This is a genomic window from Pedobacter sp. CFBP9032 (genome assembly GCF_034045265.1).
Classification (GTDB): Bacteria; Bacteroidota; Bacteroidia; order Sphingobacteriales; family Sphingobacteriaceae; genus Pedobacter.
The window spans coordinates 192,278-214,005 of sequence record NZ_JAXCWE010000001.1; the positions used below are offsets into that span (position 1 = coordinate 192,278).

The 21,728-nt window shown below is 37.6% G+C and carries 31 protein-coding genes; 3 read left to right on the forward strand and 28 right to left on the reverse strand.

Features of this window, described 5'->3' with window-relative positions; all coding sequences use genetic code 11:
- The first annotated feature begins 50 nt into the window (after positions 1 to 50).
- Positions 51 to 410, forward strand: coding sequence for a DUF1304 domain-containing protein (locus SOM16_RS00810; RefSeq protein ID WP_320462108.1), 360 nt, complete (start codon positions 51 to 53; stop codon positions 408 to 410).
- Between the two features lie 335 nt (positions 411 to 745).
- Here SOM16_RS00810 and SOM16_RS00815 read toward each other — a convergent pair whose 3' ends face one another.
- Entirely contained in the window at positions 746 to 1,975 is a 1,230-nt protein-coding gene (locus SOM16_RS00815; protein WP_320462109.1) for an SAM-dependent methyltransferase, read from the reverse strand.
- Positions 1,976 to 2,254: 279 nt separating this feature from the next.
- On the opposite strand from SOM16_RS00815, the gene SOM16_RS00820 reads away from it, so the two are divergent.
- Both SOM16_RS00820 and SOM16_RS00825 read left to right on the forward strand, forming a co-directional pair.
- Positions 2,255 to 3,991 (forward strand): GMC family oxidoreductase, encoded by a 1,737-nt coding sequence (locus SOM16_RS00820; RefSeq protein WP_320462110.1) that lies wholly within the window; start codon positions 2,255 to 2,257, stop codon positions 3,989 to 3,991.
- 10 nt (positions 3,992 to 4,001) lie between these two features.
- Positions 4,002 to 4,640, forward strand: coding sequence for a gluconate 2-dehydrogenase subunit 3 family protein (locus SOM16_RS00825; RefSeq protein WP_320462111.1), 639 nt, complete (start codon positions 4,002 to 4,004; stop codon positions 4,638 to 4,640).
- A 94-nt stretch (positions 4,641 to 4,734) separates the two neighbouring features.
- Here SOM16_RS00825 and SOM16_RS00830 read toward each other — a convergent pair whose 3' ends face one another.
- The 27 genes from SOM16_RS00830 to rplB all read right to left on the reverse strand — a co-directional run bounded on the left by SOM16_RS00830 (position 4,735) and on the right by rplB (position 21,716).
- Positions 4,735 to 7,707 (reverse strand): glycoside hydrolase domain-containing protein, encoded by a 2,973-nt coding sequence (locus SOM16_RS00830; protein ID WP_320462112.1) that lies wholly within the window; start codon positions 7,705 to 7,707, stop codon positions 4,735 to 4,737.
- A 353-nt stretch (positions 7,708 to 8,060) separates the two neighbouring features.
- Positions 8,061 to 8,597 (reverse strand): 50S ribosomal protein L17, encoded by a 537-nt coding sequence (gene rplQ, locus SOM16_RS00835; RefSeq protein WP_320462113.1) that lies wholly within the window; start codon positions 8,595 to 8,597, stop codon positions 8,061 to 8,063.
- A 126-nt stretch (positions 8,598 to 8,723) separates the two neighbouring features.
- Entirely contained in the window at positions 8,724 to 9,716 is a 993-nt protein-coding gene (locus tag SOM16_RS00840) for a DNA-directed RNA polymerase subunit alpha (RefSeq protein ID WP_056848536.1), read from the reverse strand.
- Between the two features lie 85 nt (positions 9,717 to 9,801).
- Positions 9,802 to 10,410: a 30S ribosomal protein S4 gene (rpsD, locus tag SOM16_RS00845; RefSeq protein WP_029282720.1), complete on the reverse strand. Its 609-nt coding sequence runs from the start codon at positions 10,408 to 10,410 to the stop codon at positions 9,802 to 9,804.
- A 62-nt stretch (positions 10,411 to 10,472) separates the two neighbouring features.
- The gene (gene rpsK, locus SOM16_RS00850; RefSeq protein WP_131532654.1) at positions 10,473 to 10,862 is read right to left on the reverse strand and encodes a 30S ribosomal protein S11; all 390 of its coding nucleotides are present in this window, start codon (positions 10,860 to 10,862) and stop codon (positions 10,473 to 10,475) included.
- 98 nt (positions 10,863 to 10,960) lie between these two features.
- Positions 10,961 to 11,338 carry a 30S ribosomal protein S13 gene (gene rpsM, locus SOM16_RS00855; protein WP_010599886.1) on the reverse strand — a complete coding sequence of 126 codons (378 nt, stop codon included), beginning with the start codon at positions 11,336 to 11,338 and terminating at the stop codon, positions 10,961 to 10,963.
- Between the two features lie 69 nt (positions 11,339 to 11,407).
- A complete protein-coding gene (gene rpmJ, locus SOM16_RS00860; protein ID WP_010599887.1) occupies positions 11,408 to 11,524 on the reverse strand; it encodes a 50S ribosomal protein L36 in 117 nt (38 codons plus the stop codon).
- 1 nt (position 11,525) lies between these two features.
- Positions 11,526 to 11,744, reverse strand: a complete 219-nt coding sequence (infA, locus tag SOM16_RS00865; RefSeq protein ID WP_010599888.1) for a translation initiation factor IF-1 — start codon at positions 11,742 to 11,744, stop codon at positions 11,526 to 11,528.
- Positions 11,745 to 11,815: 71 nt separating this feature from the next.
- Positions 11,816 to 12,601: a type I methionyl aminopeptidase gene (gene map / locus SOM16_RS00870; RefSeq protein ID WP_320462668.1), complete on the reverse strand. Its 786-nt coding sequence runs from the start codon at positions 12,599 to 12,601 to the stop codon at positions 11,816 to 11,818.
- A gap of 90 nt (positions 12,602 to 12,691) precedes the next feature.
- Complete coding sequence (gene secY, locus SOM16_RS00875; RefSeq protein WP_132530118.1) at positions 12,692 to 14,032, reverse strand: preprotein translocase subunit SecY; 1,341 nt, start codon at positions 14,030 to 14,032, stop codon at positions 12,692 to 12,694.
- A 7-nt stretch (positions 14,033 to 14,039) separates the two neighbouring features.
- On the reverse strand, positions 14,040 to 14,486 hold the full coding sequence (gene rplO, locus SOM16_RS00880) for a 50S ribosomal protein L15 (protein WP_154281254.1): 447 nt from the start codon (positions 14,484 to 14,486) through the stop codon (positions 14,040 to 14,042).
- Positions 14,487 to 14,621: 135 nt separating this feature from the next.
- Entirely contained in the window at positions 14,622 to 14,801 is a 180-nt protein-coding gene (rpmD, locus tag SOM16_RS00885; protein ID WP_320462114.1) for a 50S ribosomal protein L30, read from the reverse strand.
- 4 nt (positions 14,802 to 14,805) lie between these two features.
- Positions 14,806 to 15,309 carry a 30S ribosomal protein S5 gene (gene rpsE / locus SOM16_RS00890; RefSeq protein WP_225872289.1) on the reverse strand — a complete coding sequence of 168 codons (504 nt, stop codon included), beginning with the start codon at positions 15,307 to 15,309 and terminating at the stop codon, positions 14,806 to 14,808.
- A gap of 32 nt (positions 15,310 to 15,341) precedes the next feature.
- On the reverse strand, positions 15,342 to 15,704 hold the full coding sequence (gene rplR / locus SOM16_RS00895) for a 50S ribosomal protein L18 (protein WP_422662190.1): 363 nt from the start codon (positions 15,702 to 15,704) through the stop codon (positions 15,342 to 15,344).
- A complete protein-coding gene (rplF, locus tag SOM16_RS00900) occupies positions 15,701 to 16,258 on the reverse strand; it encodes a 50S ribosomal protein L6 (RefSeq protein WP_320462116.1) in 558 nt (185 codons plus the stop codon). Before rplF ends, rplR begins: the two co-directional genes overlap by 4 nt.
- 19 nt (positions 16,259 to 16,277) lie before the next feature.
- Entirely contained in the window at positions 16,278 to 16,676 is a 399-nt protein-coding gene (gene rpsH / locus SOM16_RS00905) for a 30S ribosomal protein S8 (RefSeq protein WP_056869756.1), read from the reverse strand.
- A 157-nt stretch (positions 16,677 to 16,833) separates the two neighbouring features.
- Positions 16,834 to 17,103 (reverse strand): 30S ribosomal protein S14, encoded by a 270-nt coding sequence (gene rpsN, locus SOM16_RS00910; RefSeq protein WP_010599897.1) that lies wholly within the window; start codon positions 17,101 to 17,103, stop codon positions 16,834 to 16,836.
- A complete protein-coding gene (rplE, locus tag SOM16_RS00915; protein WP_088301915.1) occupies positions 17,103 to 17,669 on the reverse strand; it encodes a 50S ribosomal protein L5 in 567 nt (188 codons plus the stop codon). The genes rpsN and rplE overlap by 1 nt, the downstream gene beginning before the upstream one ends.
- Entirely contained in the window at positions 17,666 to 18,007 is a 342-nt protein-coding gene (gene rplX / locus SOM16_RS00920; protein ID WP_025145216.1) for a 50S ribosomal protein L24, read from the reverse strand. Before rplX ends, rplE begins: the two co-directional genes overlap by 4 nt.
- 1 nt (position 18,008) lies before the next feature.
- The gene (rplN, locus tag SOM16_RS00925; RefSeq protein WP_010599900.1) at positions 18,009 to 18,377 is read right to left on the reverse strand and encodes a 50S ribosomal protein L14; all 369 of its coding nucleotides are present in this window, start codon (positions 18,375 to 18,377) and stop codon (positions 18,009 to 18,011) included.
- A 1-nt stretch (position 18,378) separates the two neighbouring features.
- A complete protein-coding gene (rpsQ, locus tag SOM16_RS00930) occupies positions 18,379 to 18,633 on the reverse strand; it encodes a 30S ribosomal protein S17 (RefSeq protein ID WP_010599901.1) in 255 nt (84 codons plus the stop codon).
- A 13-nt stretch (positions 18,634 to 18,646) separates the two neighbouring features.
- A complete protein-coding gene (rpmC, locus tag SOM16_RS00935) occupies positions 18,647 to 18,859 on the reverse strand; it encodes a 50S ribosomal protein L29 (protein ID WP_132530128.1) in 213 nt (70 codons plus the stop codon).
- 72 nt (positions 18,860 to 18,931) lie between these two features.
- A complete protein-coding gene (rplP, locus tag SOM16_RS00940) occupies positions 18,932 to 19,354 on the reverse strand; it encodes a 50S ribosomal protein L16 (RefSeq protein WP_010599903.1) in 423 nt (140 codons plus the stop codon).
- 40 nt (positions 19,355 to 19,394) lie between these two features.
- Positions 19,395 to 20,246: a 30S ribosomal protein S3 gene (gene rpsC, locus SOM16_RS00945; protein WP_029282699.1), complete on the reverse strand. Its 852-nt coding sequence runs from the start codon at positions 20,244 to 20,246 to the stop codon at positions 19,395 to 19,397.
- Positions 20,247 to 20,255: 9 nt separating this feature from the next.
- Positions 20,256 to 20,618 (reverse strand): 50S ribosomal protein L22, encoded by a 363-nt coding sequence (rplV, locus tag SOM16_RS00950; RefSeq protein WP_320462117.1) that lies wholly within the window; start codon positions 20,616 to 20,618, stop codon positions 20,256 to 20,258.
- Between the two features lie 7 nt (positions 20,619 to 20,625).
- Positions 20,626 to 20,892: a 30S ribosomal protein S19 gene (gene rpsS, locus SOM16_RS00955; RefSeq protein ID WP_010599906.1), complete on the reverse strand. Its 267-nt coding sequence runs from the start codon at positions 20,890 to 20,892 to the stop codon at positions 20,626 to 20,628.
- On the reverse strand, positions 20,892 to 21,716 hold the full coding sequence (rplB, locus tag SOM16_RS00960) for a 50S ribosomal protein L2 (protein ID WP_029282695.1): 825 nt from the start codon (positions 21,714 to 21,716) through the stop codon (positions 20,892 to 20,894). Before rplB ends, rpsS begins: the two co-directional genes overlap by 1 nt.
- Positions 21,717 to 21,728: the final 12 nt, after the last annotated feature.

A 21,728-nucleotide genomic window follows, 5' to 3' on the forward strand; every position in this document is an offset into this window, starting at 1 on the left:
CATCACAGTGATAAAACTTTTTGTATCTTGAGCTTATAAACCCATACGGAATGCAACTAGCAGCACAGATTTTAATTGGCATCATAGCCATTCTTCACCTCTATATTCTTTGGCTGGAAATGTTCGCCTGGACTACCAAGGCACCTAAAGTTTTCAAAACCATTCCTAAAGAACTCTTCCCGCAAACTAAAGCATTGGCGGCAAACCAAGGCCTGTATAATGGATTTTTGGCAGCAGGATTAATCTGGTCGTTATGTATTAACGATCCTCAATGGAAAATATATGTAGCTATCTTTTTCTTATGCTGCGTAATTATTGCTGGTATTTATGGTGCGGCAACTGCAAGTAAGAAGATTCTTTATGTACAATCGATCCCAGCATTAATTGCTTTGATTTTATTACACTTATAAACTTGATCTTATCGGTTGATATAGAACTAATATGAAATTATCCGTCTCAAAGCTTTGCGTTTCTTCGCGAAAAACTTCGCGCTCTTTGCGGTTAATCTAATCCAACCTTTTACACTTAATCTTGGACTGAAGCTTTGCGTTTCTCTGCGAAAAACTTTGCGTTCTTTGCGGTTAATTTCATCCACCTTTTACACTTAATCTTGGACTGAAACTTTGCGTTTCTTCGCGAAAAACTTCGCGCTCTTTGCGGTTAAATTAACCCAACCTTTTACACTTAATCTTGGACTGAAGCTTTGCGTTTCTCTGCGAAAAACTTTGCGCTCTTTGCGGTTAATCTACAAATCCAGCAACTTTTCCAAATGGTGGTAACCAATCCCAAAGTATGCCTTACTCGCTTTTATTTTTTGTAGGATTTCCTCCTTATTCTTTGCTCTTTCATCCTTACTCCTTACTCCTTTATCCTTACTCTTTGCTCCTTTATCCTTACTCTTCACGCCAACAACAAGTACATTCTTAGGCGTATGCGCGTCAGAAATAAACTCAAACACTTTAGTTTTATATCCAAAGTATTCTAAAATTAAAGCACGGATCCCATCCGTAACCATCTCTGCCTGGCGTTCCAGAAAAATACCGTATTTAGTTAAAAAGGAAACATCATTCTTCGCTTTGTTTTGCTCCATCTCTCTTCTGATCTGCTTATGGCAACAAGGTGCAACAACAATCAGTTCTGAATTGGCTTTAATCCCTTTAAAAATGGCATCATCCGTAGCCGTATCGCAAGCATGAAGCGCAATTAATAAATTAACATTTTCTGCATCAAAATCTTCAATCGTTCCTTTAACAAAACTCAATTGATCAAAATTAGATTTATCAGCAACAGCATTACATAAATCAACCAGATCCTGGCGATACTCCACACCAACAATCTCTGCATCTAACTTCAAAACCGAATGCAAATAATCATATAATGCGAATGTTAAATAACCTTTACCAGCCCCCATATCAGCCACTTTTTTGATGGTTCCTTCTGGTAATTCTTTGATTAACGAACTTAAAATTTCGATATAATGGTTAATCTGGCGGAATTTATCCTGCGCATTCTTAAATACTTTGCCCTCTGCATCCGTAATTTTTAACTCAGTTAAATAAGGTTTTGAATCAGGCTTAATTAACCTAGACTTCTCCTGATCATGATGAGCTGTGGGAACCGCTTTGGTTGATGCTTCCGTTTCTCTTAAAACAATTTTACCATTATTTAATTCTTCAAAAATTAAATCCCTCTTCGTGGTAAATAGTGTAGCAATCTTAAAACCAGTTTGCAGATATTCTGAAATGAGCTTCACTGCTTCTTCTTCGCTAAAGTTTTTTACAATATCACGCGTTTTATAACGAAAAGTAAATGCCAGCTTAGGCTCTCTTTTTATTAAGACTGTTCTAATCAAAAGTTGCTTTAATCCATCTTCCGAACCCTTATAATTTCCCAAAGAAATTTTCACAAACTGCTGCAGGCTTAAGCTTTTTTCTAAGACAGATATAAATTGTTCTATGTGTGCTGAAAATACCATCAATAAAATTTAAAGCACAAAGATAAACCAATTTCTTTGAAGAACCGTAGCAGACAAATCATGTAACAATGAAGCGATGCTGTTATCTGTTGCACAGCTTACTAAACTAATGCGTAGGTATAAAAATTGATTTAAATAGCATCATGGTATTAGATGAGGTAATACGATTTAGAAAACGATAAAGAGACATTATCTGTAATCGTTCCAAAGTAATTAAACGTTTTCATTTAATAAAAAATAGCATTAGATTAGATTTATAGTTTAATCTAACCAATACAAATGAGTGAATTTCAGATTAAAAAATCGCCGACTGTTTACGACGTGATTATCGTTGGTTCTGGTGCAGGTGGCGGTATGTCTGCCTATGTTTTAGCAAACGCCGGACAAAAAGTGCTAATGCTTGAAGCTGGTCAGTATTTTGATCCCAGGATAGATGCACATCAATTAAAATGGCCTTGGGAATCTCCACGTCGTGGTGCTTCTACCACCAGACCTTTTGGTGATTTTGATGCTTCATACGGCGGCTGGGAACTGGAAGGCGAGCCCTATACCACAAAAGATAAAACTGAATTTGAATGGTTCAGATCTCGCATGTTAGGCGGTCGTACCAATCACTGGGGAAGAATTTCCCTAAGAATGGGGCCACTGGATTTCCAAGCCAAAGATGGTTTGACAGATGATTGGCCTATCACCTACGAGGAAGTTAAACCTTTTTACGATCGGGTAGATCGCTTAATTGGTATTTATGGCACGAAAGAAGGCTTGCCAAATGAACCAGATGGCATTTTCATGAAACCGCCTAAACCACGTTTAACAGAACTTTTCATTAAAAAAGGTGCTGATAAAGCTGGTGTAAAGGTAATTCCTGGCAGAGGCTCTGTATTAACAGAACCATTACCCAATAACACTGACCGGGCACCGTGCTTTTATTGCGGTCAGTGCGGTAGGAGTTGTAAAGTTTATGGTGATTTCTCCTCGTCATCCTGCCTTGTCATTCCGGCAGTAAAAACAGGAAATTTAACCGTGATTACCGATGCAATGGTTCGTGAAGTCATTACCGATAAAGATGGTACTGCTAAAGGCGTATCGTATGTAAACAGGAAAGATTTACAGGAGTACCAGGTAAATGGAAAAATCATTATTCTGGGTGCCAGTGCCTGCGAATCTGCAAGAATTCTTTTAAATTCAAAATCATCGTCGCACCCAAATGGCTTAGCCAATAGCAGCGGTATTGTCGGCAAATACCTTCATGATTCAACGGGTGTAAGTGTCTCTGGTTTTCTCCCTCAACTGATGGACAGAAAACGTTACAATGAAGATGGCTTAGGCAGTGTTCACATTTATTCACCTTGGTGGCTCGATAATAAAAAACTTAATTTCCCCAGAGGATACCACATTGAATATTGGGGTGGCATGGGCATGCCTGCATACGGCTTTGGTGGTGGTGTGCCAGAGATGAATGGCATGGTGCCAGGCAGAGATGGCAAAACAAAAGAAGCCGGTGGGTATGGAAAATCACTAAAAGATGATTATCGTCGCTTTTATGGCACCACAGTTGGTATGGCTGGAAGAGGAACAGCCATTGCCCGCGAAGATAACTATTGCGAAATTGATCCGAATACGGTTGATAAATACGGGATTCCCGTTTTAAGATTTCATTATAAATGGGCCAAAGAAGAGATTCTGCAAGCCAAACACATGCAGGATACTTTCCTCACCATGATGAAGGAAATGGGTGGCGTGGTGACTTCAAAAATCCAGGGGCCGGAAACCAATTATGGACTGCTTCCACCAGGGAAAATTATCCATGAGGTAGGTACCATCCGCATGGGTGATGATCCAAAAAAATCTGCATTAAATAAATATTGCCAGGCTCACGATTGTAAAAACCTCTTTGTGGTAGATGCCGGACCTTTTGTGCAACAAGGCGATAAAAACGCTACCTGGACAATTCTCGCGCTCTCCATGCGTACCGCAGAATATATTTTGGCTCAAAAGAAAAAACATAACATTTAAGAATTACAACATGAACAGACGTGATTCCCTAAAAGCATTAGGTTTAACAGCAATTAGTACTACTGTATTATTAGAAGCCTGTAAACAACCCGAAACAAAAACTCCTGAAGTTGTTGCCCCAAAAGAGGAAACCGCTACAGAAGCCGGACGAGAACAATGGGAAATTGACCGTGATAAAAGACTCAAGGCAGAAACCTATTTTAATAAACACGAAATGGCTACCATAACGGTCCTGGCAGATATAATCATTCCGAAAGATAATGTCTCCGGCAGTGCATCTGACGCCAAGGTACCTGAGTTTATAGAATTTATAGTTAAAGACATTCCTGAACATAAAACACCAATGCGTGGTGGTTTAAAATGGCTGGATGTTTATTGCTTTAATAAGTTTGGCAAATCATTTATAGATGCTTCAGCCACACAGCAGATTTCAATAATCGATGAAATTGCTTACCCGAAGAAAGCAAAGCCAGAAGTTCAGGCAGGTGTTACCTTTTTTAACCGAATGCGAAGTTTAACTGCCTCAGGATTCTATACTACCGAAATTGGGGTAAAAGATATTGGTTATGCCGGAAATGCGCCAAACCAGTGGACTGGTGTTCCAGAGGATGTGTTGAAGCAATATGGCATGCAAAATGTAAAAATTTAATTAAGCAATATCTTACTTTTAACCGAAGTGGAGAAATCTTTGTAAATAAGTTCAAAGATTTCTCCATTCTGCTTCCCTCCAGTTAAAAAGACCGTTACTCCACTATCAGAATCAAACCTTTCCCTTTTTGAATAGAAATCGATTTTCCCCCTGGATAATTGCCTTCAGTCTGAAACTGATCAATCGCAGGCGCAGTTATTTTTACTTTATCGGCAGCTAAACCTAACTTAATCCAGTCGATAGTTAAATCAATTTTCACATCACTTTCAGCCCAACTGGCTAAAGCAATCATTGTTTTACCCTTTTGTTTGAAGACTGTTGCTAATACTTTAGCATGGTCTGTTTTTACCGGACAATTCTCACTCCAATAACCGATCATTTCAGCTCCTTTTATCCCAAAGTTATCCCAGGCTTTCCAAAGTGGTTTTGGATTACTCTTATCCGACCAACCTAAGCGGCTCGTCATTCCATAAATCATCCCACGCCATGGATTTCCATCATCCTGCAACATCTCTCCCATTAAACCGAAAGGAATGCCACTAACTTCGGTTAGAAAAAAATCAGGATTATTCTTTTCATAATCGAAATATTCCCCAAACCATAACCGATTCAGATAAGGAAAATGTTCCAGGTATAAAATTGCACTATTATTAAAGCCATCACTTTTATTGTATTGATTGGCAGAATGCAGGTCGATAATACCTGGATGGTTATTTTGAGTTAAAACACGTTTGATCCTCTTCATGGTTACCCGATCGAAGGCTACATCATCTAAGTAGACCCCATCTATTCCAACATTGTTAACCAACCAGTTCATCCCCTCTACATAATAGTTGTGCCAGCGATTCATTCCACTATTAATTACAGCGGCATCTTTAATTTCAGGAACAAACCAAGCCGCGATATAATTAGAATCTAAATGCTCCTGTAACCAGCTAAAACCCCCACCCTTACCTGGAGAATACACTTCAGTGCCTAAGCTTCTCAAAGCCGGCCATTCATATGCATGGTTCGAAAGTTCACGAACGGTATTATAAATCTTCACTTTCAAGCCTTTATGATGCGCTTCTTCAATATAATTCTTCATCTTTTTCCATTCGATGAATGGATAGTTAATCCAGGGGTTAATTGGTGTGGCATGGTGAATGTTCACCACAGAGGCACCGGTAGCCTTAATAGCATCCAGATTGCCATATTTATGATAGAAACGGTTATCCCATTGGAAATCGGTATCTAACAGGTGAAAGGGAGTAATCAGTAAATTGAAATTATAATAAAGTACATCTCCTTTTTTCATGCTTCTTGCGCCCGTATAACTATCAGCCAACATGGAACTGCCTTTTACATTAATCTGAATGCCCCCTTTATTATCGTTACCCCATGATTTTGGCAATATTAATGGTTTCTGGAGATAGAAATTGGTATTCAGCGGTCGAACATAATTTTCATCCCTCAAGTTGTAATACAAACCTGCATTTACATTTCCAATCCACACTGCATCTTGATTCTTGTTTGCCACATCCCATCGCCACTTTACAGTATCTGGCCTAATCCCACCCTTCTCGCCCAACCCCATCAAATATTTTGTTGCAGACTTATCAAATGGAATATGAAAATCTACATTGCTAAATTCCACATCGTTTAACGCCTTAACCTTAATTACATAATGTACATAACCATCAAATTCTAAAGTACCTTCCAAATCCATCGCCAGGTTCTGAGACGTATTCGTTGCTTTCCATTTTACCGTTCCTGCCTCTTTACTGGTAATTTGAAAATTGCTCGACACAAATTTTTCCTGGATCTTAGGCGTATTGTAAAAATGAAAATGAATCGGTTCGTATAACAGGTTATTGGGTTTCTCGCTATAACCAGTCATTTCGGTATTGAAAAAAGTTTGAATCTGTTTGGGAAAACCATCAGTGTTTATCACGAACTTTCTTCCTAAAAGCGAAATTACATTACTATCTACAGTTAAAGGTGTATATGGCGCAACTACTTTATTTGCTTGGGCGAGCGTAGAATTTAACCAGGTTAAACGGGTTTGTTTATCTGGAGTTCCTACACCTGCATCGGCCAATACCTGATTGGTAATAGAAATACTTACATTAACAATCTTAGACTTACCACTACCCTTTACAGTGAATTTACCCGTATAAATACCAGCTGTTGTATTTTTAGGGATATCAACGGTAATCCACATCGGCTGCACCTTACCTGAAGCTACATTTACAGTTTGAACCAAGGGCTTATTATCATAACTTGTCCCATTGGTATTTAAGCAGTTGATGTATTTTGAAGAAATTATTTTTCCGGTGTTTGTTTTCAAATCACCGAAGCTTACAGCTACATTTTGTAAATCTTTTAACGCAAATACCCCTAGTTGAAAGGCGTAATTTTCGCCTTTACTTGCTGTGCCCGCGAAAGAATTTGAAGCCCCTTTTTGTACCCATCGGTAAGGTAGATCATGCTGCATCTTAATAGGGTACATTCTATCCTCCGGAAATACGATAAAAGCTTCCGTTGGATATTTAGCTTTTATAATATTAGTCTCCTTCGTGGTGGCGATTACTTCCATTGGATAAAAAGAGTTAAAGGCATCAATAGATTGGATTTCTAAAACCGAAGTATTCACCTTAACCTGCTTTGCCTTGTTTAACCAGTTTAGATCTGCCTGTTTAGATTTTAGATAAACACCCTTTGGATAGTTACTTTTGCCTTCATTTTTATAAGGAAGATAATAAACATAATACTTACCAGGACCAGAAGAAGGCTCAAAATAGATATCTGCACTTTCCCTAGTGAATTTATCGATTCCAAAAACCGAAACCGCTTTACCCTTAACACCTTGAATGATAATCCCTTTTGATTCTGGATGTTCATCTCTCCTGCGCCAGTCAATTTTAGCATGAGCTATTTTATCATTCCCGGCAAATTGAACAAGAACACGATGGTTGCCTAGTGAATCTGCATTCCAGGCCTTGTTGCCATTGGTATATTTTAACGTTTGAGCTCGGAGAGACAGCTGTCCGAATAGACAGCACAATAAAATTAGCCTAAATTTCATTTTACATTATTTTAAGCTAATTTATAGATACCTAATTGAAATATTACTATAGAATTAAAATTGCCGTGTATTACTTCATTATTAAAATGCAATGGCTAAATGCGTTAAGCTGGAGCGGGAAGTCACATCCAGGTTTTAGACAGTGTATAAAATAATTTTGTTTTGTGGCCTTGGGCAGTGCGTTGCCGAAAAATTAACCATGCCTGTTGAGAAACAAAACAAAGAAAGAGTGGTTTTGCCTTTTTAGGTGGCAAAAGCGAATCGCACTACAACCCTATTTTCAAGAAATTTTAGTCAATAAAAAAGTCCTGATCTTTCGAACAGGACTTTCTAAACTTTTAAAGTTGAATTTATTATTCTCCTTTTGGTTCTTCTGTAGCAGGAGTTTCTTCAGCAGCAGGTGCTTCAGTCTCAACTTTCTCAGCAGTTTCAGCTTTCGCTTCCTCAGCTTTAGGAGCAGCAGCAGATTTACTTCTACCACGACGAGTAGTTTTCTTCTCTTCTTTCGCTTCTACATCTTTACCATAAACTTCATTATAGTCTACCAATTCAATTAAAGCCATTTCAGCATTATCACCTAAACGGTTGTTTAATTTAATGATACGAGTGTAACCACCTGGACGATTTGCAACTTTCTCAGCAATTTCGCGGAATAAAATCGTTACTACTTCTTTATCCTGTAAGTAAGCAAATACGGTACGACGTGAGTGAGTAGTATCATTTTTTGATTTAGTGATAATTGGCTCAACATACACGCGTAAAGCTTTTGCTTTAGCTAAAGTTGTAGTAATTCTTTTGTGCAAAATTAGTGATGAAGCCATATTGGCTAACATCGCTTTTCTGTGTGAGGTAGTTCTACCTAAATGATTGTGTTTTTTACCGTGTCTCATTTCGAGTGTTATAAAGTATATACCGTCTCTTTGCAGTTAAGCTGAGGGAATTATATACCATGAAAAAATATTATTTATAGGTAAGTTTCGGACTCAAGACTTTCGATTCCGAACGCATGACTATTTTTACTCTTCGTCTAATTTAAACTTAGACAGGTTCATTCCAAATGATAAACCTTTTGATTTTACTAATTCCTGAATCTCAGTTAAAGATTTTTTACCAAAGTTTCTGAATTTTAACATATCAGCAACATCGTAAGAAACCAAATCAGCTAAAGTACGAATATCAGCAGCTTTTAAGCAGTTTAATGCTCTAACTGAAAGATCCATATCCACTAATTCAGTTTTAAGGATTTTACGCATGTGTAAAATTTCTTCGTCAACCTCTTTAGTTTCCTCTTTAGCTTGAGATTCTAATACTAAGTTCTCATCAGAGAATAGCATAAAGTGTTGGATAAGAATCTTAGCCGCTTCTTTTAATGCCTCTTCAGGATGAATTGAACCGTCAGTAGAGATATCTAAAACCAATTTTTCATAATCCGTTTTTTGCTCAACACGAAAGTTTTCGATCGTGTATTTTACATTTTTCATTGGAGTATAAATCGAATCGATTGCAATAACACCTACAACAGCATCAGCAACTTTATTTTCTTCAGCAGGTACATAACCACGTCCTTTATTGATGGTTAATTCCACTTCTAAAGTAACAGATTTATCCATATTGCAAATAACATGCTCAGGGTTTAAAACTGTAAAGTTGTTAGAGAATTTAGTGATATCACCAGCTTTAAACTGATCCTGACCATTAACGATGATGAACACTTTTTCAGCATCACCTGAGTCACCAGTTTTCTTAAAACGAACTTGTTTTAAGTTTAGAATGATATCAGTTAAATCTTCTACAACACCTTTCATGGTAGAAAACTCATGAGAAACGCCTGAAAAACGAATAGTAGTAATAGCATAACCTTCTAATGAAGAAAGTAAAATTCTTCTTAAGGCATTACCAATTGTTACACCGAAACCGGGCTCTAAAGGACGAAATTCAAATGTGCCATCGAAATCAGTTGATTTCTGCATGATCACTTTGTCTGGTTTCTGAAATGCTAAAATTGCCATTTATATTTTTTTAAATTCGTTATTGAATATATAGTAATATGAAAAAAGTTAATTACCCTTTTGAGGTAATTAACCAGATCATTTATTACTTTGAGTATAACTCGATGATTAAGTTTTCCTTGATGTTTTCAGGAATCTCATCACGTTGTGGGTAGGTTAAGAATTTACCTGTTAATTCACTGGCATTCCACTCTAACCAAGCGAACTTATTAATTGTTCTACCTGCAACTGAGTTACTAATTGATTCTAAAGATTTAGATTTTTCACGAACAGCAACCACATCACCAGCTTTTAACTGATATGAAGGGATATTTACAACTTCACCATTCACGGTAACGTGTTTATGGCTAACTAACTGGCGTGCACCAGAACGGGTTGTTGAAATACCTAAACGGTAAACTGTATTATCTAAACGTGCTTCTAATAACTGAAGTAAGTTATCACCGGTAATACCAGCACGTGAAGATGCTTTTTTAAACAAGTTACTGAACTGTTTTTCTAATACACCATAAGTATATTTTACTTTTTGTTTCTCCATTAACTGGATAGCATATTCAGATTGTTTTCCTCTTCTTTTTGATGAGCCATGTTGCCCAGGAGGATAATTTTTTCTGTCTAACACCTTATCAGGACCGAAGATTGGTTCTCTGAATTTACGGGCGATTTTTGATTTTGGGCCTGTATATCTTGCCATTTTTTTTTCTGTTTTAAAGTATCATTCGGCCTGTAACCGAAGATTCTTAGCTTTAAAATTAATTAAACTCTTCTCTTTTTAGGAGGACGACATCCGTTGTGAGGAAGTGGAGTGATATCCTTAATAGACATTACTTCAATACCTGCTACTTGCAAAGTTCTGATTGCAGATTCACGACCTGAACCCGGACCTTTTACAAACACTTCAACCTTACGTAAACCTAAATCAAACGCAACTTTACCGCAATCTGAAGCTGCTTGACCAGCTGCATACGGCGTGTTCTTTTTAGAACCTTTAAAGCCCATTTTACCAGCAGAAGACCATGAAATGGTTTGTCCGCCGTTGTTTGTTAAGGTAACGATGATGTTATTGAAGGTAGCATTTATATGGGCCTGTCCAACAGACTCAATTACAACGATACGTTTTTTTGTTACTTTTTTACTCTTAGCCATGTTTTATATTACTATAATGAGAGAATGTTTGAGTGACGAATGAGGGAATGTAAAACATTCATTATTCAATCATTCTATTATTCAATCATTAATTTTTTCTACTTAGTAGCTTTTTTCTTGTTAGCAACTGTTTTTCTCTTACCCTTACGAGTACGTGAGTTGTTTTTAGTACGCTGACCACGAGAAGGTAAACCTTTTCTGTGACGTAAACCGCGGTAACAACCAATATCCATTAAACGTTTGATGTTTAACTGAACCTCTGAACGTAAAGCACCTTCTACTTTAATTTCATCGTTAATCATTGTACGGATTGCTGATAATTCATCATCAGACCAGTCTTGTACTTTTTTGTTTAAGTCGATGCCTGCAGTAGTTAAAATACGTTGTGCAGTAGTTCTTCCTATTCCGTAGATATAAGTTAAACCAATCTCTCCTCTTTTGTTTCTTGGTAAATCAATACCTGAAATCCTTGCCATATTTGTTTATGTTTTACGTAATTCCGAACGGCGGGCCACCGTTGTGCGGATCATTACAATATTTTAAAATTACCCTTGACGTTGCTTGTATTTAGGATTTTTCTTGTTGATTACGTAAAGTTTTCCTTTACGGCGAATAATCTTGCAATCAGCGCTACGTTTTTTAATTGATGATCTAACTTTCATTTTATTTATATCTATAAGTGATGCGTCCCTTTGTTAAATCATAAGGAGACATCTCTAATTTTACTTTGTCACCAGGAAGGATTTTGATGTAGTGCATCCTCATCTTACCTGAAATATGGGCGATAATCTCGTGCCCGTTTTCAAGTTCTACCCGGAACATTGCATTAGACAATGCTTCTCTGATTACTCCGTCTTGTTCAATTGAGGCTTGTTTAGCCATATTTTGTTGATTGTTACTTAATTAGCTGCTTCTAAACAGGGTTGCAAAATTAAATAAAAAATTTTAATTATTTATTTTTTTTGTTGTAAAACTTCTTCTATTATAGAAAAGGTTGATAAAACTTCTGCTTTGCCCCTTTTTATGGCCACTGTGTGTTCAAAATGTGCCGATGGTTTATTGTCTTTACTGGTTACCGTCCATCCATCGTTATGGAATTTAACACCAGCAACACCTGCATTAATCATAGGTTCGATTGCAATGACCATTCCTTCTTCAAGTTTTGGCCCTGCACCACGTTTTCCATAATTAGGAACCTCAGGCTTTTCGTGAAGCTTTACACCAACACCATGCCCAACAAGTTCTCTTACTACACCGAAACCATTGGCTTCTGCATATTGCTGAACGGCAAAGCCGATATCACCAATGCGCATACCTACTACAGCTTTCTCAATACCCAACTCCAGACAGCGTTTCGTAACCTCTACAAGCTTCTGTTTTTCTGCATCTATTTCCCCAATAGAGAAAGTATAAGCCGAATCCCCAAAATAGTTGTTCTTAATTACGCCACAATCAACCGAAATTAAATCTCCTTCTTCGATAACATATTTGCTTGGAAACCCATGAACAACTTGTTCATTAGGCGAAATACATAAAGAATTTGGAAAACCATTGTAGTTTAAAAAAGCTGGAATTGCTCCGTGATCGCTTATAAACTCATAAGCAAGCTTATCAAGTTCAATGGTAGTCATGCCTGCTTTTATCACTTTAGCCACTTCAGCTAAGGTTTTAGAAACAAGCATGGAACTTTCTCTTATTAACTCGATCTCGTCAAGAGATTTGTAATAAATTTTAGACATTAATTTTAAATCTTTGAATGCGTAAATTTTGAGTGAGTGAATAATAAAATAATCCACTCATTCTATCATTCAAAATTCTATAATTTATCTTTACAATGCTGCGTTGCTACTGGCGGCAGGAACACCTGTTCTACCTGTAACTCTGCCTGTTTTCATTAAACCATCGTAGTGACGCATTAATAGATAACTTTCGATCTGTTGAAGCGTATCTAACACTACCCCTACTAAAATTAATAATGAAGTACCACCAAAGAAGTGTGCAAACTCTTGTTTAATACCGAATTTAACCGCTAATGAAGGTAGTATAGCAATAATTGCTAAAAATACTGCTCCAGGGAAAGTGATTTTAGAAATTACATCATCAATAAAAGTTGACGTTGCAAAACCTGGTTTAACACCAGGAATAAAACCACCGTTTTTCTTCATATCGTCACTCATTTGAGTTGGATTTACTGTAATTGCAGTATAGAAGAAAGTAAATGCGATAATTAAAAAAGCGAATGTTAAGCTATAGGCTAACGATGTTGTATTGCTGAATTGAACCAACCATGAACCTTGTAATGACGGAACAAATTGCATCAAAGCACCAGGAATGAACATCAAGGCCTGCGCAAAGATAATTGGCATTACACCAGCTGCATTTACTTTTAATGGAATATATTGACGAACACCACCAAACTGACGGTTACCTACAATTTTTTTAGCATATTGTACAGGCACCTTACGTACACCTTGAACAATTAAAATGGTAAACATTACCACAGCGAATAAAGCAACAATCTCTAAAACAAGCGCTACCGGACCTCCACCTTCACTGGCAGAACCCACACGAGCACTAAATTCCTGGCTGATTGCCTGCGGTAAGCGAGCAATAATACCAGTCATGATAATTAAAGATGTTCCATTACCAATTCCTTTATCCGTAATTTTTTCACCTAACCACATCACAAACAATGTACCTGCTGTTAATACAAAAGTAGATAACACTAAGAATAAAGTATTAGGTAATAAAATAGCTTCTGCCGGAACCTGCGTTTTAACGTAACCTACAGATTGAACGATTGTGATCGCTACCGTTAGGTAACGAGTGATCTGGTTCATTTTCTTTCTACCACTTTCGCCTTCTTTCTGCATTTTTTGAAAAGAAGGAACAGCAATACCCAACAATTGCACCACGATGGATGCAGAGATATAAGGCATTACGCCCAACGCTAAAATAGACACACGCGAGAAAGAACCTCCGGCAAACATATCAAGTATGCCTAAAATTCCAGATTTTTCGTTAGCATCTAAAGCGGTTGGATCCACACCTGGCAAAACCACGTGAGATACAAAACGGTATACCAAAAGAATTAAGAGCGTAAACAAGATACGCTCTTTTAATTCTTGAATTTTCCAGATATTACTTAAAGTAGTAAATAGCTTCTTCATTTAATAATTACAATTTTACAATAGAACCACCTGCAGCTTCAATAGCTTTTTGTGCGGTTGCAGAAAACGCATGAGCAGTAATCTCTAATTTTGCTTTTACTTCACCACGACCTAAAATTTTAACTAAGTCATTTTTTGAAGCTAAACCATGCGCTTGGAGAGCAGCGAAATCGATAGTTGTTAAGCTGTGTTTTTCAGCTAAGGTTTGTAAAACATCTAAGTTTACACCAACATATTCGGTACGGTTAATTGGTTTGAAACCAACTTTAGGCACACGACGTTGTAAAGGCATTTGACCACCTTCAAAACCGATTTTGGTTTTGTGACCTGAACGAGAACCCGCACCTTTGTGACCACGAGTTGAAGTACCACCACGACCAGAACCTGTACCACGACCAATTCTTTTGCTGTTTTTTGTAGAACCCTTTGCAGGTTTTAAATTACTTAAATTCATTTTTTTGAATTTGTGTTGCCCTTCGCTTTCACTAAACAGGTACAACGATAAATAAATAATGATTGAATTTTGAATGATTAAATGTTTGCATGATGCACATTTACTCACTCAAAACTCACTCATTTAATAATTCTATTAAATTGTTTCGATTGCTACCAAGTGGTTCACTTTGCGAACCATACCAATGATTTGTGGTGTAGCTTCAACCTCAACACTTTGGTTCATTTTAGATAATCCCAAAGCTTGAACGGTTCTCTTTTGGCGCTCGCTTCTGTCGATAACGCTTTTTACTTGTGTTATTTTGATCTTAGCCATGATATTATCCGTTAAATACTTTGTTTAAATCTATACCACGGGTTTGAGCTACTGTATAAGCATCACGCATTTTAGTTAATGCATCAACAGTTGCCTTCACCACGTTATGCGGGTTAGATGAACCTTTAGATTTTGCCAATACGTTATGCACGCCAGCACTCTCTAATACAGCACGCATCGCACCACCAGCAATTACTCCGGTACCTACTGCGGCTGGTTTAATTAAAACAAAACCACCTGAGAATTTACCAATTTGTTCGTGAGGAACAGTACCATTTAAAATAGGCACTTTCACTAAATTCTTTTTAGCATCATCCACACCTTTAGCGATTGCTTCAGTTACTTCTTTCGCTTTACCTAAGCCGAAACCAACAACACCGTTTTCATCTCCAACAACAACAATTGCTGAGAAGCTGAAAGTACGACCACCTTTGGTTACTTTGGCAACACGTTGTATACTAACCAAACGATCCTTTAATTCGATATCGGTGGTTTTTACTCTTTTTATATTGATAGTTGACATCTTACTTTTTCTTCAGATTAAAATACTAGACCAGCCTCGCGAGCACCTTCTGCTAACGATTTCACACGACCGTGGTATAAATAGCCATTTCTATCGAAAACAACTTCTTTAACACCAGCAGCAATTGCTTTTTCAGCTACTAATTTACCTACTGCTATTGATTGGTCACTTTTGTTACCTGTTCCAGAAAAATCTTTTGATAAAGATGATGCTGAAGCAATTGTTGTACCGGTTACATCGTTAATTACCTGCGCATAAATCCCTTTATTGCTTCTAAATACAGATAACCTTGGACGTTCGGTAGAACCAGTAAGTCTCTTTCTGATCCCTTTTTTAATACGATCTCTTCTTGATAATTTTTTACCTGCCATGATTACTATTTTTTAGACGCTGATTTACCTGCTTTTCTTCTTAACACTTCACCTACAAACTTGATACCTTTACCTTTATATGGCTCTGGTGCACGTAACGAACGGATTTTCGCTGCTACCTGACCGATCAATTGCTTGTCAATACTTTCTAAGATAATTTTAGGCGTCTGACCTTTTTCTGATGATGTAGTTACTTTAATCTCTTCTGGTAATTGAAATACATAATGGTGAGAATAACCTAAAACCAGGTCTAATGTATTACCTGCGTTCGTTGCACGGTAACCCACACCTACTAATTCTTGAGTTAATTTATAACCATCTGTAACACCAATAACCATGTTATTAAGCAATGAGCGATATAAACCGTGTAATGCTTTGTGTTTCTTTTGTTCTGATGGACGAGAAACTGTTAAAATTCCGTCTTCCTGACTAACAGTGATATCTGTATCTACTGCTTGTGTTAATTCACCTTTAGGGCCTTTTACACTTACTACGTTATCGTTAGATACGGTAATGGTAACACCTGCAGGGATTGTAATTGGGGCTTTTCCTATTCTTGACATTGTGCTGTTCTCCTAATAATTAATAAACGTGACACAATACCTCACCACCAATATTTAATTTGGCTGCTTCTTTATCAGTCATTACACCTTTAGAAGTAGATAAGATTGCGATACCTAAACCGTTTAATACTCTTGGCATATTTTCAACACCAGCATAGTTTCTCAAACCTGGTTTACTAATTCGCATCAAAGTACGAATAGCAGGAACTTTAGTAATCGGATTGTATTTCAAAGCGATTTTGATGGTGCCTTGAACGGTAGTATCTTCAAACTTGTAGTTCGCGATGTAACCTTTATCAAAAAGAACTTTAGTAATTTCTTTTTTAAGGTTTGATGCAGGAATTTCTACAACACGGTGGTTGGCCTTAATGGCATTCCTTACTCTTGTTAAATAATCTGCTATTGGATCTGTATTCATTTTTTATTGTTTTTGATAGTGGTTTCCTTTCCCGATTTCACATCGGCATGGGACCTGCTATCGGTTAAAATTCTTTTAAAAGCAAAAAGACTAAAGCACAAAGACTAAAGCGACATACATTCGCTTTAGACTTTGAGCTTTCAGCTTTAAGCTTATATTACCAAGATGCTTTTTTAACACCTGGTATTTTACCGTCTAGTGCCATTTGGCGAAACGTTACCCTTGAAATACCAAAGGTACGCATATAACCGCGTGGGCGACCAGTTAATTTACAACGGTTGTGTAAACGTACCGGAGATGAGTTTTTAGGTAATTTATCTAAACCCTCGAAATCTCCTGCAGCTTTTAATGCTGCACGTTTTTCAGCGTATCTAGCTACCAATTTTTGGCGCTTAACTTCGCGTGCTTTTACACCTTCTTTTGCCATTATTCTGCTGTTTTTTGATTTTTAAATGGTAATCCGAATTGTTTCAATAACTCAAGTGCTTCAACATCAGATTTCGCCGAAGTTACGAAAGTTATATCCATCCCTAAAATTTTATTGATTTTATCTATATTAATCTCTGGGAAGATGATTTGTTCAGTAACACCTAAAGTGTAGTTACCTTTTCCATCAAAACCTTTATCGTTAATACCTTTGAAATCACGAATACGTGGCAAAGCTACAGAGATCAAACGATCTAAGAACTCGTACATATTGTTATCACGTAATGTTACACGTACACCAACTGGCATACCTTTACGTAATTTAAAGTTTGAGATATCTTTCTTAGAGTTAGCCGGAACTGCTTGCTGACCAGTGATAGTAGACAATTCAACGATTGTCGTATCCATAATCTTCTTATCAGTTACAGAAAAACGACCTACACCCTGATTGATACAGATTTTTTCCAATTTAGGAACCTGCATTACAGTTTTATACTGAAATTTCTCTTTTAATGCATTTACAACTTCTTCTTTGTATTTGCTTTTTAATCTAGGTGTAGCCATTATTTAATTTCCTCCCCTGAAATTTTAGCAACTCTCACTAATTTACCATCCGCGTTTAGTTTACGACCAACACGTGTAGCTTTACCAGATTTTGGATCAACCAACATCAGGTTAGAAATATGAAGAGCAGCTTCTTTTTTAATAATACCACCGTTTGGATTTGCAGCATTTGGTTTAGTATGTTTAGATACTAAATTAACGCCTTCTACAATGGCTCTGTTTTTATCTATTTGTACTGAAAGTACTTTTCCTTGTTGACCTTTTGAATCGCCAGCAATTACTTTAACTAAATCTCCTGTGCGGATTTTAAGTTTCGATGGTGTATTTACTTTGTTTCCCATTTTATAATACCTCCGGTGCTAATGATACAATTTTCATGAATTGTTTTTCACGTAGTTCTCTCGCAACCGGGCCAAAGATACGTGTACCTCTTGGCTCATCCTGTGCGTTCAATAATACAGCTGCATTATCGTCAAAACGGATATAAGAACCATCTTTACGACGAATTTCTTTTTTAGTTCTTACAACAACTGCTTTAGAAACTGTACCTTTTTTAATATTACCAGAAGGTAATGCGCTTTTTACGGTAACAACTACTTTATCACCAATTGAAGCATAACGTTTGCCGGTTCCACCTAGCACGCGAATTACTAATACTTCTTTTGCGCCGCTGTTATCAGCAACGTTTAATCTTGATTCCTGTTGTACCATCTTATTTAGCTCTTTCTAAAATTTGTACCAATCTCCAGTTCTTGTTTTTACTCAAGGGACGAGTTTCCATAATTAATACTGTATCACCGATACCGCATTCGTTTTTCTCGTCGTGAGCCATAAATTTGGTAGTTTTCTTAACGAACTTACCATAAATCGGGTGCTTTACTTTACGCTCAACGCTCACTACAACAGATTTATCCATCTTGTTGCTTACTACTAATCCCGTTCTTGTTTTTCTTAATTGTCTTTCCATGTCGACTCTCAAATTATTTAGTTTCAGTAGCTGACTCAGTGTTTTTCACTTTAGTCAACTCAGTGTTTAAACGGGCTATGTCTTTCCTTACTTTCGCAATACGCGAAGGATTTTCGATAGCTGAAATAGTGTGTGCGAACTTTAATTTTGATAAGCTCTCTTTTTCTTCCGCAATCTTAGCTACTAATTCTTCTTTTGAAAGCCCTGTGATTTCTGAATTTTTCATTTTTCTTTTTTTTTACGTTGAGTGTAGCGGTTATAATAAACAAGTATTTACAACATTCACCTCAACACTTAACTATGCTTCTACGTAATCTCTACGTACTACGAATTTGGTTTGGATTGGTAATTTCTGAGCTGCTAAACGTAATGCTTCTTTAGCTACTTCTAAAGGCACACCTTCAGCTTCGAAAATTACACGACCAGGTCTTACCACTGCTACCCAATACTCAGGAGCACCTTTACCTTTACCCATACGTACCTCAGCAGGTTTTTTAGTTACTGGTTTGTCCGGGAATATTCTGATCCACACCTGACCTTCACGTTTCATGAAACGTGTTACGGCGATACGGGCAGCCTCTATCTGGCGACTTGTGATCCAAGTTGCTTCTAAAGATTTGATACCGAAAGATCCGAATGCTAATTCAGCTCCACGAGAAGCTAAACCCTTCATTCTGCCTTTTTGCATCTTCCTGAACTTCGTTCTTTTTGGCTGTAACATTTTATTTTGTTCTAATCGTTAAACGATGTTAATAAATCAATTATTTACGAGGACCTCTGTTAGCGCCTGCGCCACCACCTCTATTTGCTCCGGGACCACCTTGACCTGGACCACGACCACCACCTTGGTTTCCACCACGTCTGTCGTTACCACCGCCACGGTTATCTCTTCCACCACCTCTGTTATCTCTTCCACCGAATGCTGGTTTCTCTGATGCGCCTTTTGGACCGTTATTTGTCGAACCAATGTTTGGAGACAAATCACGTTTTCCATAAACCTCACCTTTACAGATCCACACTTTAACACCTATTTTACCATAAGTAGTTAAAGCTTCAGCTAAAGCATAGTCGATATCAGCACGGAATGTATGCAAAGGCACTCTTCCTTCTTTGTACTGCTCAGTACGTGCCATCTCAGCACCACCTAAACGACCAGAAGTCATGATTTTAATACCTTCAGCACCCATACGCATAGTTGATGCGATAGAAGATTTCATTGCTCTACGGAATGAGATCCTTGCTTCTAATTGTTTTGCAACACCTTCTGCAACTAATTGTGCATCAAGTTCCGGGCGTTTAATTTCAAAGATGTTAATTTGAATTTCCTTTTTAGTCAATTTCTTTAACTCTTCTTTGATTTTATCAACCTCAGCACCTGCTTTACCGATTACGATACCTGGACGGGCTGTGTGAATAGTTACAGTGATACGTTTTAACGTACGTTCGATAACCACTTTAGCAACACCACCTTTAGCGATACGGGCAGAAAGGTATTTTCTTATTTTCTCATCTTCAACTAATTTATCGGAGTAGTTGTTGCCACCGAACCAGTTAGAATCCCATCCTTTGATGATACCTAACCTGTTACCTATTGGATTTGCTTTTTGTCCCATTTCCTAAAATTAGTTTTGAGTTGTTTCTGTATTTTTACTATCTACAATCAGCGTGATGTGGTTAGAACGTTTACGAATTCTATATCCACGGCCTTGAGGAGCTGGACGTAAGCGTTTTAACTGACGGCCACCATCAACCATAATTGTTTTAACAAAAAGTTGATTTTCTTCAGGGCGGGCACCTTCATTTTTAGATTCCCAGTTTTTGATCGCAGATAATAATAATTTCTCAACTCTTATTGCTGCTTCTTTATTGGTAAACTTTAAAATGCTTAATGCTTTCTCCACACGTTCACCTCTGATAAGATCTACAACCAAACGCATCTTACGTGGTGAGGTTGGACAATTGTTTAATTTTGCTATTGCTTCCATTGTCTAATTATTTTTTCTTTTCAGCGTGTCCTCTGAATGTTCTGGTTGGAGCAAATTCTCCCAACTTGTGACCAACCATGTTTTCTGTAACGTACACAGGAATAAACTTATTACCGTTGTGTACTGCAAATGTATGATTAACGAAATCTGGTGAGATCATTGATCTACGAGACCAAGTTTTGATTACAGACTTTTTGCCTGAATCATTCATAGAGTTTACTTTTTTCTCTACGTTATGGTCAATATACGGTCCTTTTTTTATCGAACGAGCCATTATTTCTTCCTTCTCTCTATGATGTAACGATTAGAATATTTTTTAAGTTCTCTGGTTTTAAAGCCTTTAGCTAAAACGCCATTTCTTGAACGTGGGTGACCACCTGATGATCTACCTTCACCACCACCCATTGGGTGATCGACAGGGTTCATCGCTACCGGTCTAGTTCTCGGACGACGGCCCAACCAACGTTTACGACCTGCTTTACCTAATACTTCGTTTGCGTGATCTGAGTTAGATACCGCACCGATCGTAGCAAGACAAGTAGTCAAGATTAAACGGGTTTCGCCTGAAGGCATTTTTAAAGTAGCATATTTACCATCGCGGGCAGCTAATTGTGCGTAAGCACCTGCACTACGAGCCAATTGTGCTCCTTTTCCAGGGTGAATCTCCACGTTGTGGATAATAGAACCTAACGGAATGTTCGATAATTTTAAAGTGTTACCTACTTCTGGTGCTGCAGTTTCGCCCGATAATAATACCGAACCTACTTGCAATCCTTCAGGAGCAATGATATAACGCTTCTCGCCATCTGCATAATGTAATAATGCAATGCGGGCAGTACGGTTTGGATCGTATTCAACAGTAGCTACTGTTGCAGGAATATCAAATTTATCACGTTTGAAATCGATCAAACGGTATGATTTTTTGTGACCACCACCCATGTAGCGCATAGTCATCTTTCCTGTGTTGTTACGTCCACCAGACTTTTTTGATGATACAACCAATGATTTTTCGGGCGTGGTTGCTGTAATCTCCGTGAAACTAGCACCAACTCTGAAGCGGGTACCTGGAGTAACTGGTTTAAATTTTCTTAAGCCCATAGTTATAATGAA

What these genes read in the sequence shown, in the direction of transcription:
- SOM16_RS00810 (WP_320462108.1), top strand. Translation starts at nt 51, where the DNA reads ATGCAACTAGCAGCACAGATTTTAATTGGCATCATAGCCATTCTTCAC.
- SOM16_RS00815 (WP_320462109.1), bottom strand. Translation starts at nt 1,975, where the DNA reads ATGGTATTTTCAGCACACATAGAACAATTTATATCTGTCTTAGAAAAA.
- SOM16_RS00820 (WP_320462110.1), top strand. Translation starts at nt 2,255, where the DNA reads ATGAGTGAATTTCAGATTAAAAAATCGCCGACTGTTTACGACGTGATT.
- SOM16_RS00825 (WP_320462111.1), top strand. Translation starts at nt 4,002, where the DNA reads ATGAACAGACGTGATTCCCTAAAAGCATTAGGTTTAACAGCAATTAGT.
- SOM16_RS00830 (WP_320462112.1), bottom strand. Translation starts at nt 7,707, where the DNA reads ATGAAATTTAGGCTAATTTTATTGTGCTGTCTATTCGGACAGCTGTCT.
- rplQ (WP_320462113.1), bottom strand. Translation starts at nt 8,597, where the DNA reads ATGAGACACGGTAAAAAACACAATCATTTAGGTAGAACTACCTCACAC.
- SOM16_RS00840 (WP_056848536.1), bottom strand. Translation starts at nt 9,716, where the DNA reads ATGGCAATTTTAGCATTTCAGAAACCAGACAAAGTGATCATGCAGAAA.
- rpsD (WP_029282720.1), bottom strand. Translation starts at nt 10,410, where the DNA reads ATGGCAAGATATACAGGCCCAAAATCAAAAATCGCCCGTAAATTCAGA.
- rpsK (WP_131532654.1), bottom strand. Translation starts at nt 10,862, where the DNA reads ATGGCTAAGAGTAAAAAAGTAACAAAAAAACGTATCGTTGTAATTGAG.
- rpsM (WP_010599886.1), bottom strand. Translation starts at nt 11,338, where the DNA reads ATGGCAAGGATTTCAGGTATTGATTTACCAAGAAACAAAAGAGGAGAG.
- rpmJ (WP_010599887.1), bottom strand. Translation starts at nt 11,524, where the DNA reads ATGAAAGTTAGATCATCAATTAAAAAACGTAGCGCTGATTGCAAGATT.
- infA (WP_010599888.1), bottom strand. Translation starts at nt 11,744, where the DNA reads ATGGCTAAACAAGCCTCAATTGAACAAGACGGAGTAATCAGAGAAGCA.
- map (WP_320462668.1), bottom strand. Translation starts at nt 12,601, where the DNA reads ATGTCTAAAATTTATTACAAATCTCTTGACGAGATCGAGTTAATAAGA.
- secY (WP_132530118.1), bottom strand. Translation starts at nt 14,032, where the DNA reads ATGAAGAAGCTATTTACTACTTTAAGTAATATCTGGAAAATTCAAGAA.
- rplO (WP_154281254.1), bottom strand. Translation starts at nt 14,486, where the DNA reads ATGAATTTAAGTAATTTAAAACCTGCAAAGGGTTCTACAAAAAACAGC.
- rpmD (WP_320462114.1), bottom strand. Translation starts at nt 14,801, where the DNA reads ATGGCTAAGATCAAAATAACACAAGTAAAAAGCGTTATCGACAGAAGC.
- rplF (WP_320462116.1), bottom strand. Translation starts at nt 16,258, where the DNA reads ATGTCAAGAATAGGAAAAGCCCCAATTACAATCCCTGCAGGTGTTACC.
- rpsH (WP_056869756.1), bottom strand. Translation starts at nt 16,676, where the DNA reads ATGAATACAGATCCAATAGCAGATTATTTAACAAGAGTAAGGAATGCC.
- rpsN (WP_010599897.1), bottom strand. Translation starts at nt 17,103, where the DNA reads ATGGCAAAAGAAGGTGTAAAAGCACGCGAAGTTAAGCGCCAAAAATTG.
- rplX (WP_025145216.1), bottom strand. Translation starts at nt 18,007, where the DNA reads ATGGGAAACAAAGTAAATACACCATCGAAACTTAAAATCCGCACAGGA.
- rplN (WP_010599900.1), bottom strand. Translation starts at nt 18,377, where the DNA reads ATGGTACAACAGGAATCAAGATTAAACGTTGCTGATAACAGCGGCGCA.
- rpsQ (WP_010599901.1), bottom strand. Translation starts at nt 18,633, where the DNA reads ATGGAAAGACAATTAAGAAAAACAAGAACGGGATTAGTAGTAAGCAAC.
- rpmC (WP_132530128.1), bottom strand. Translation starts at nt 18,859, where the DNA reads ATGAAAAATTCAGAAATCACAGGGCTTTCAAAAGAAGAATTAGTAGCT.
- rplP (WP_010599903.1), bottom strand. Translation starts at nt 19,354, where the DNA reads ATGTTACAGCCAAAAAGAACGAAGTTCAGGAAGATGCAAAAAGGCAGA.
- rpsC (WP_029282699.1), bottom strand. Translation starts at nt 20,246, where the DNA reads ATGGGACAAAAAGCAAATCCAATAGGTAACAGGTTAGGTATCATCAAA.
- rplV (WP_320462117.1), bottom strand. Translation starts at nt 20,618, where the DNA reads ATGGAAGCAATAGCAAAATTAAACAATTGTCCAACCTCACCACGTAAG.
- rpsS (WP_010599906.1), bottom strand. Translation starts at nt 20,892, where the DNA reads ATGGCTCGTTCGATAAAAAAAGGACCGTATATTGACCATAACGTAGAG.
- rplB (WP_029282695.1), bottom strand. Translation starts at nt 21,716, where the DNA reads ATGGGCTTAAGAAAATTTAAACCAGTTACTCCAGGTACCCGCTTCAGA.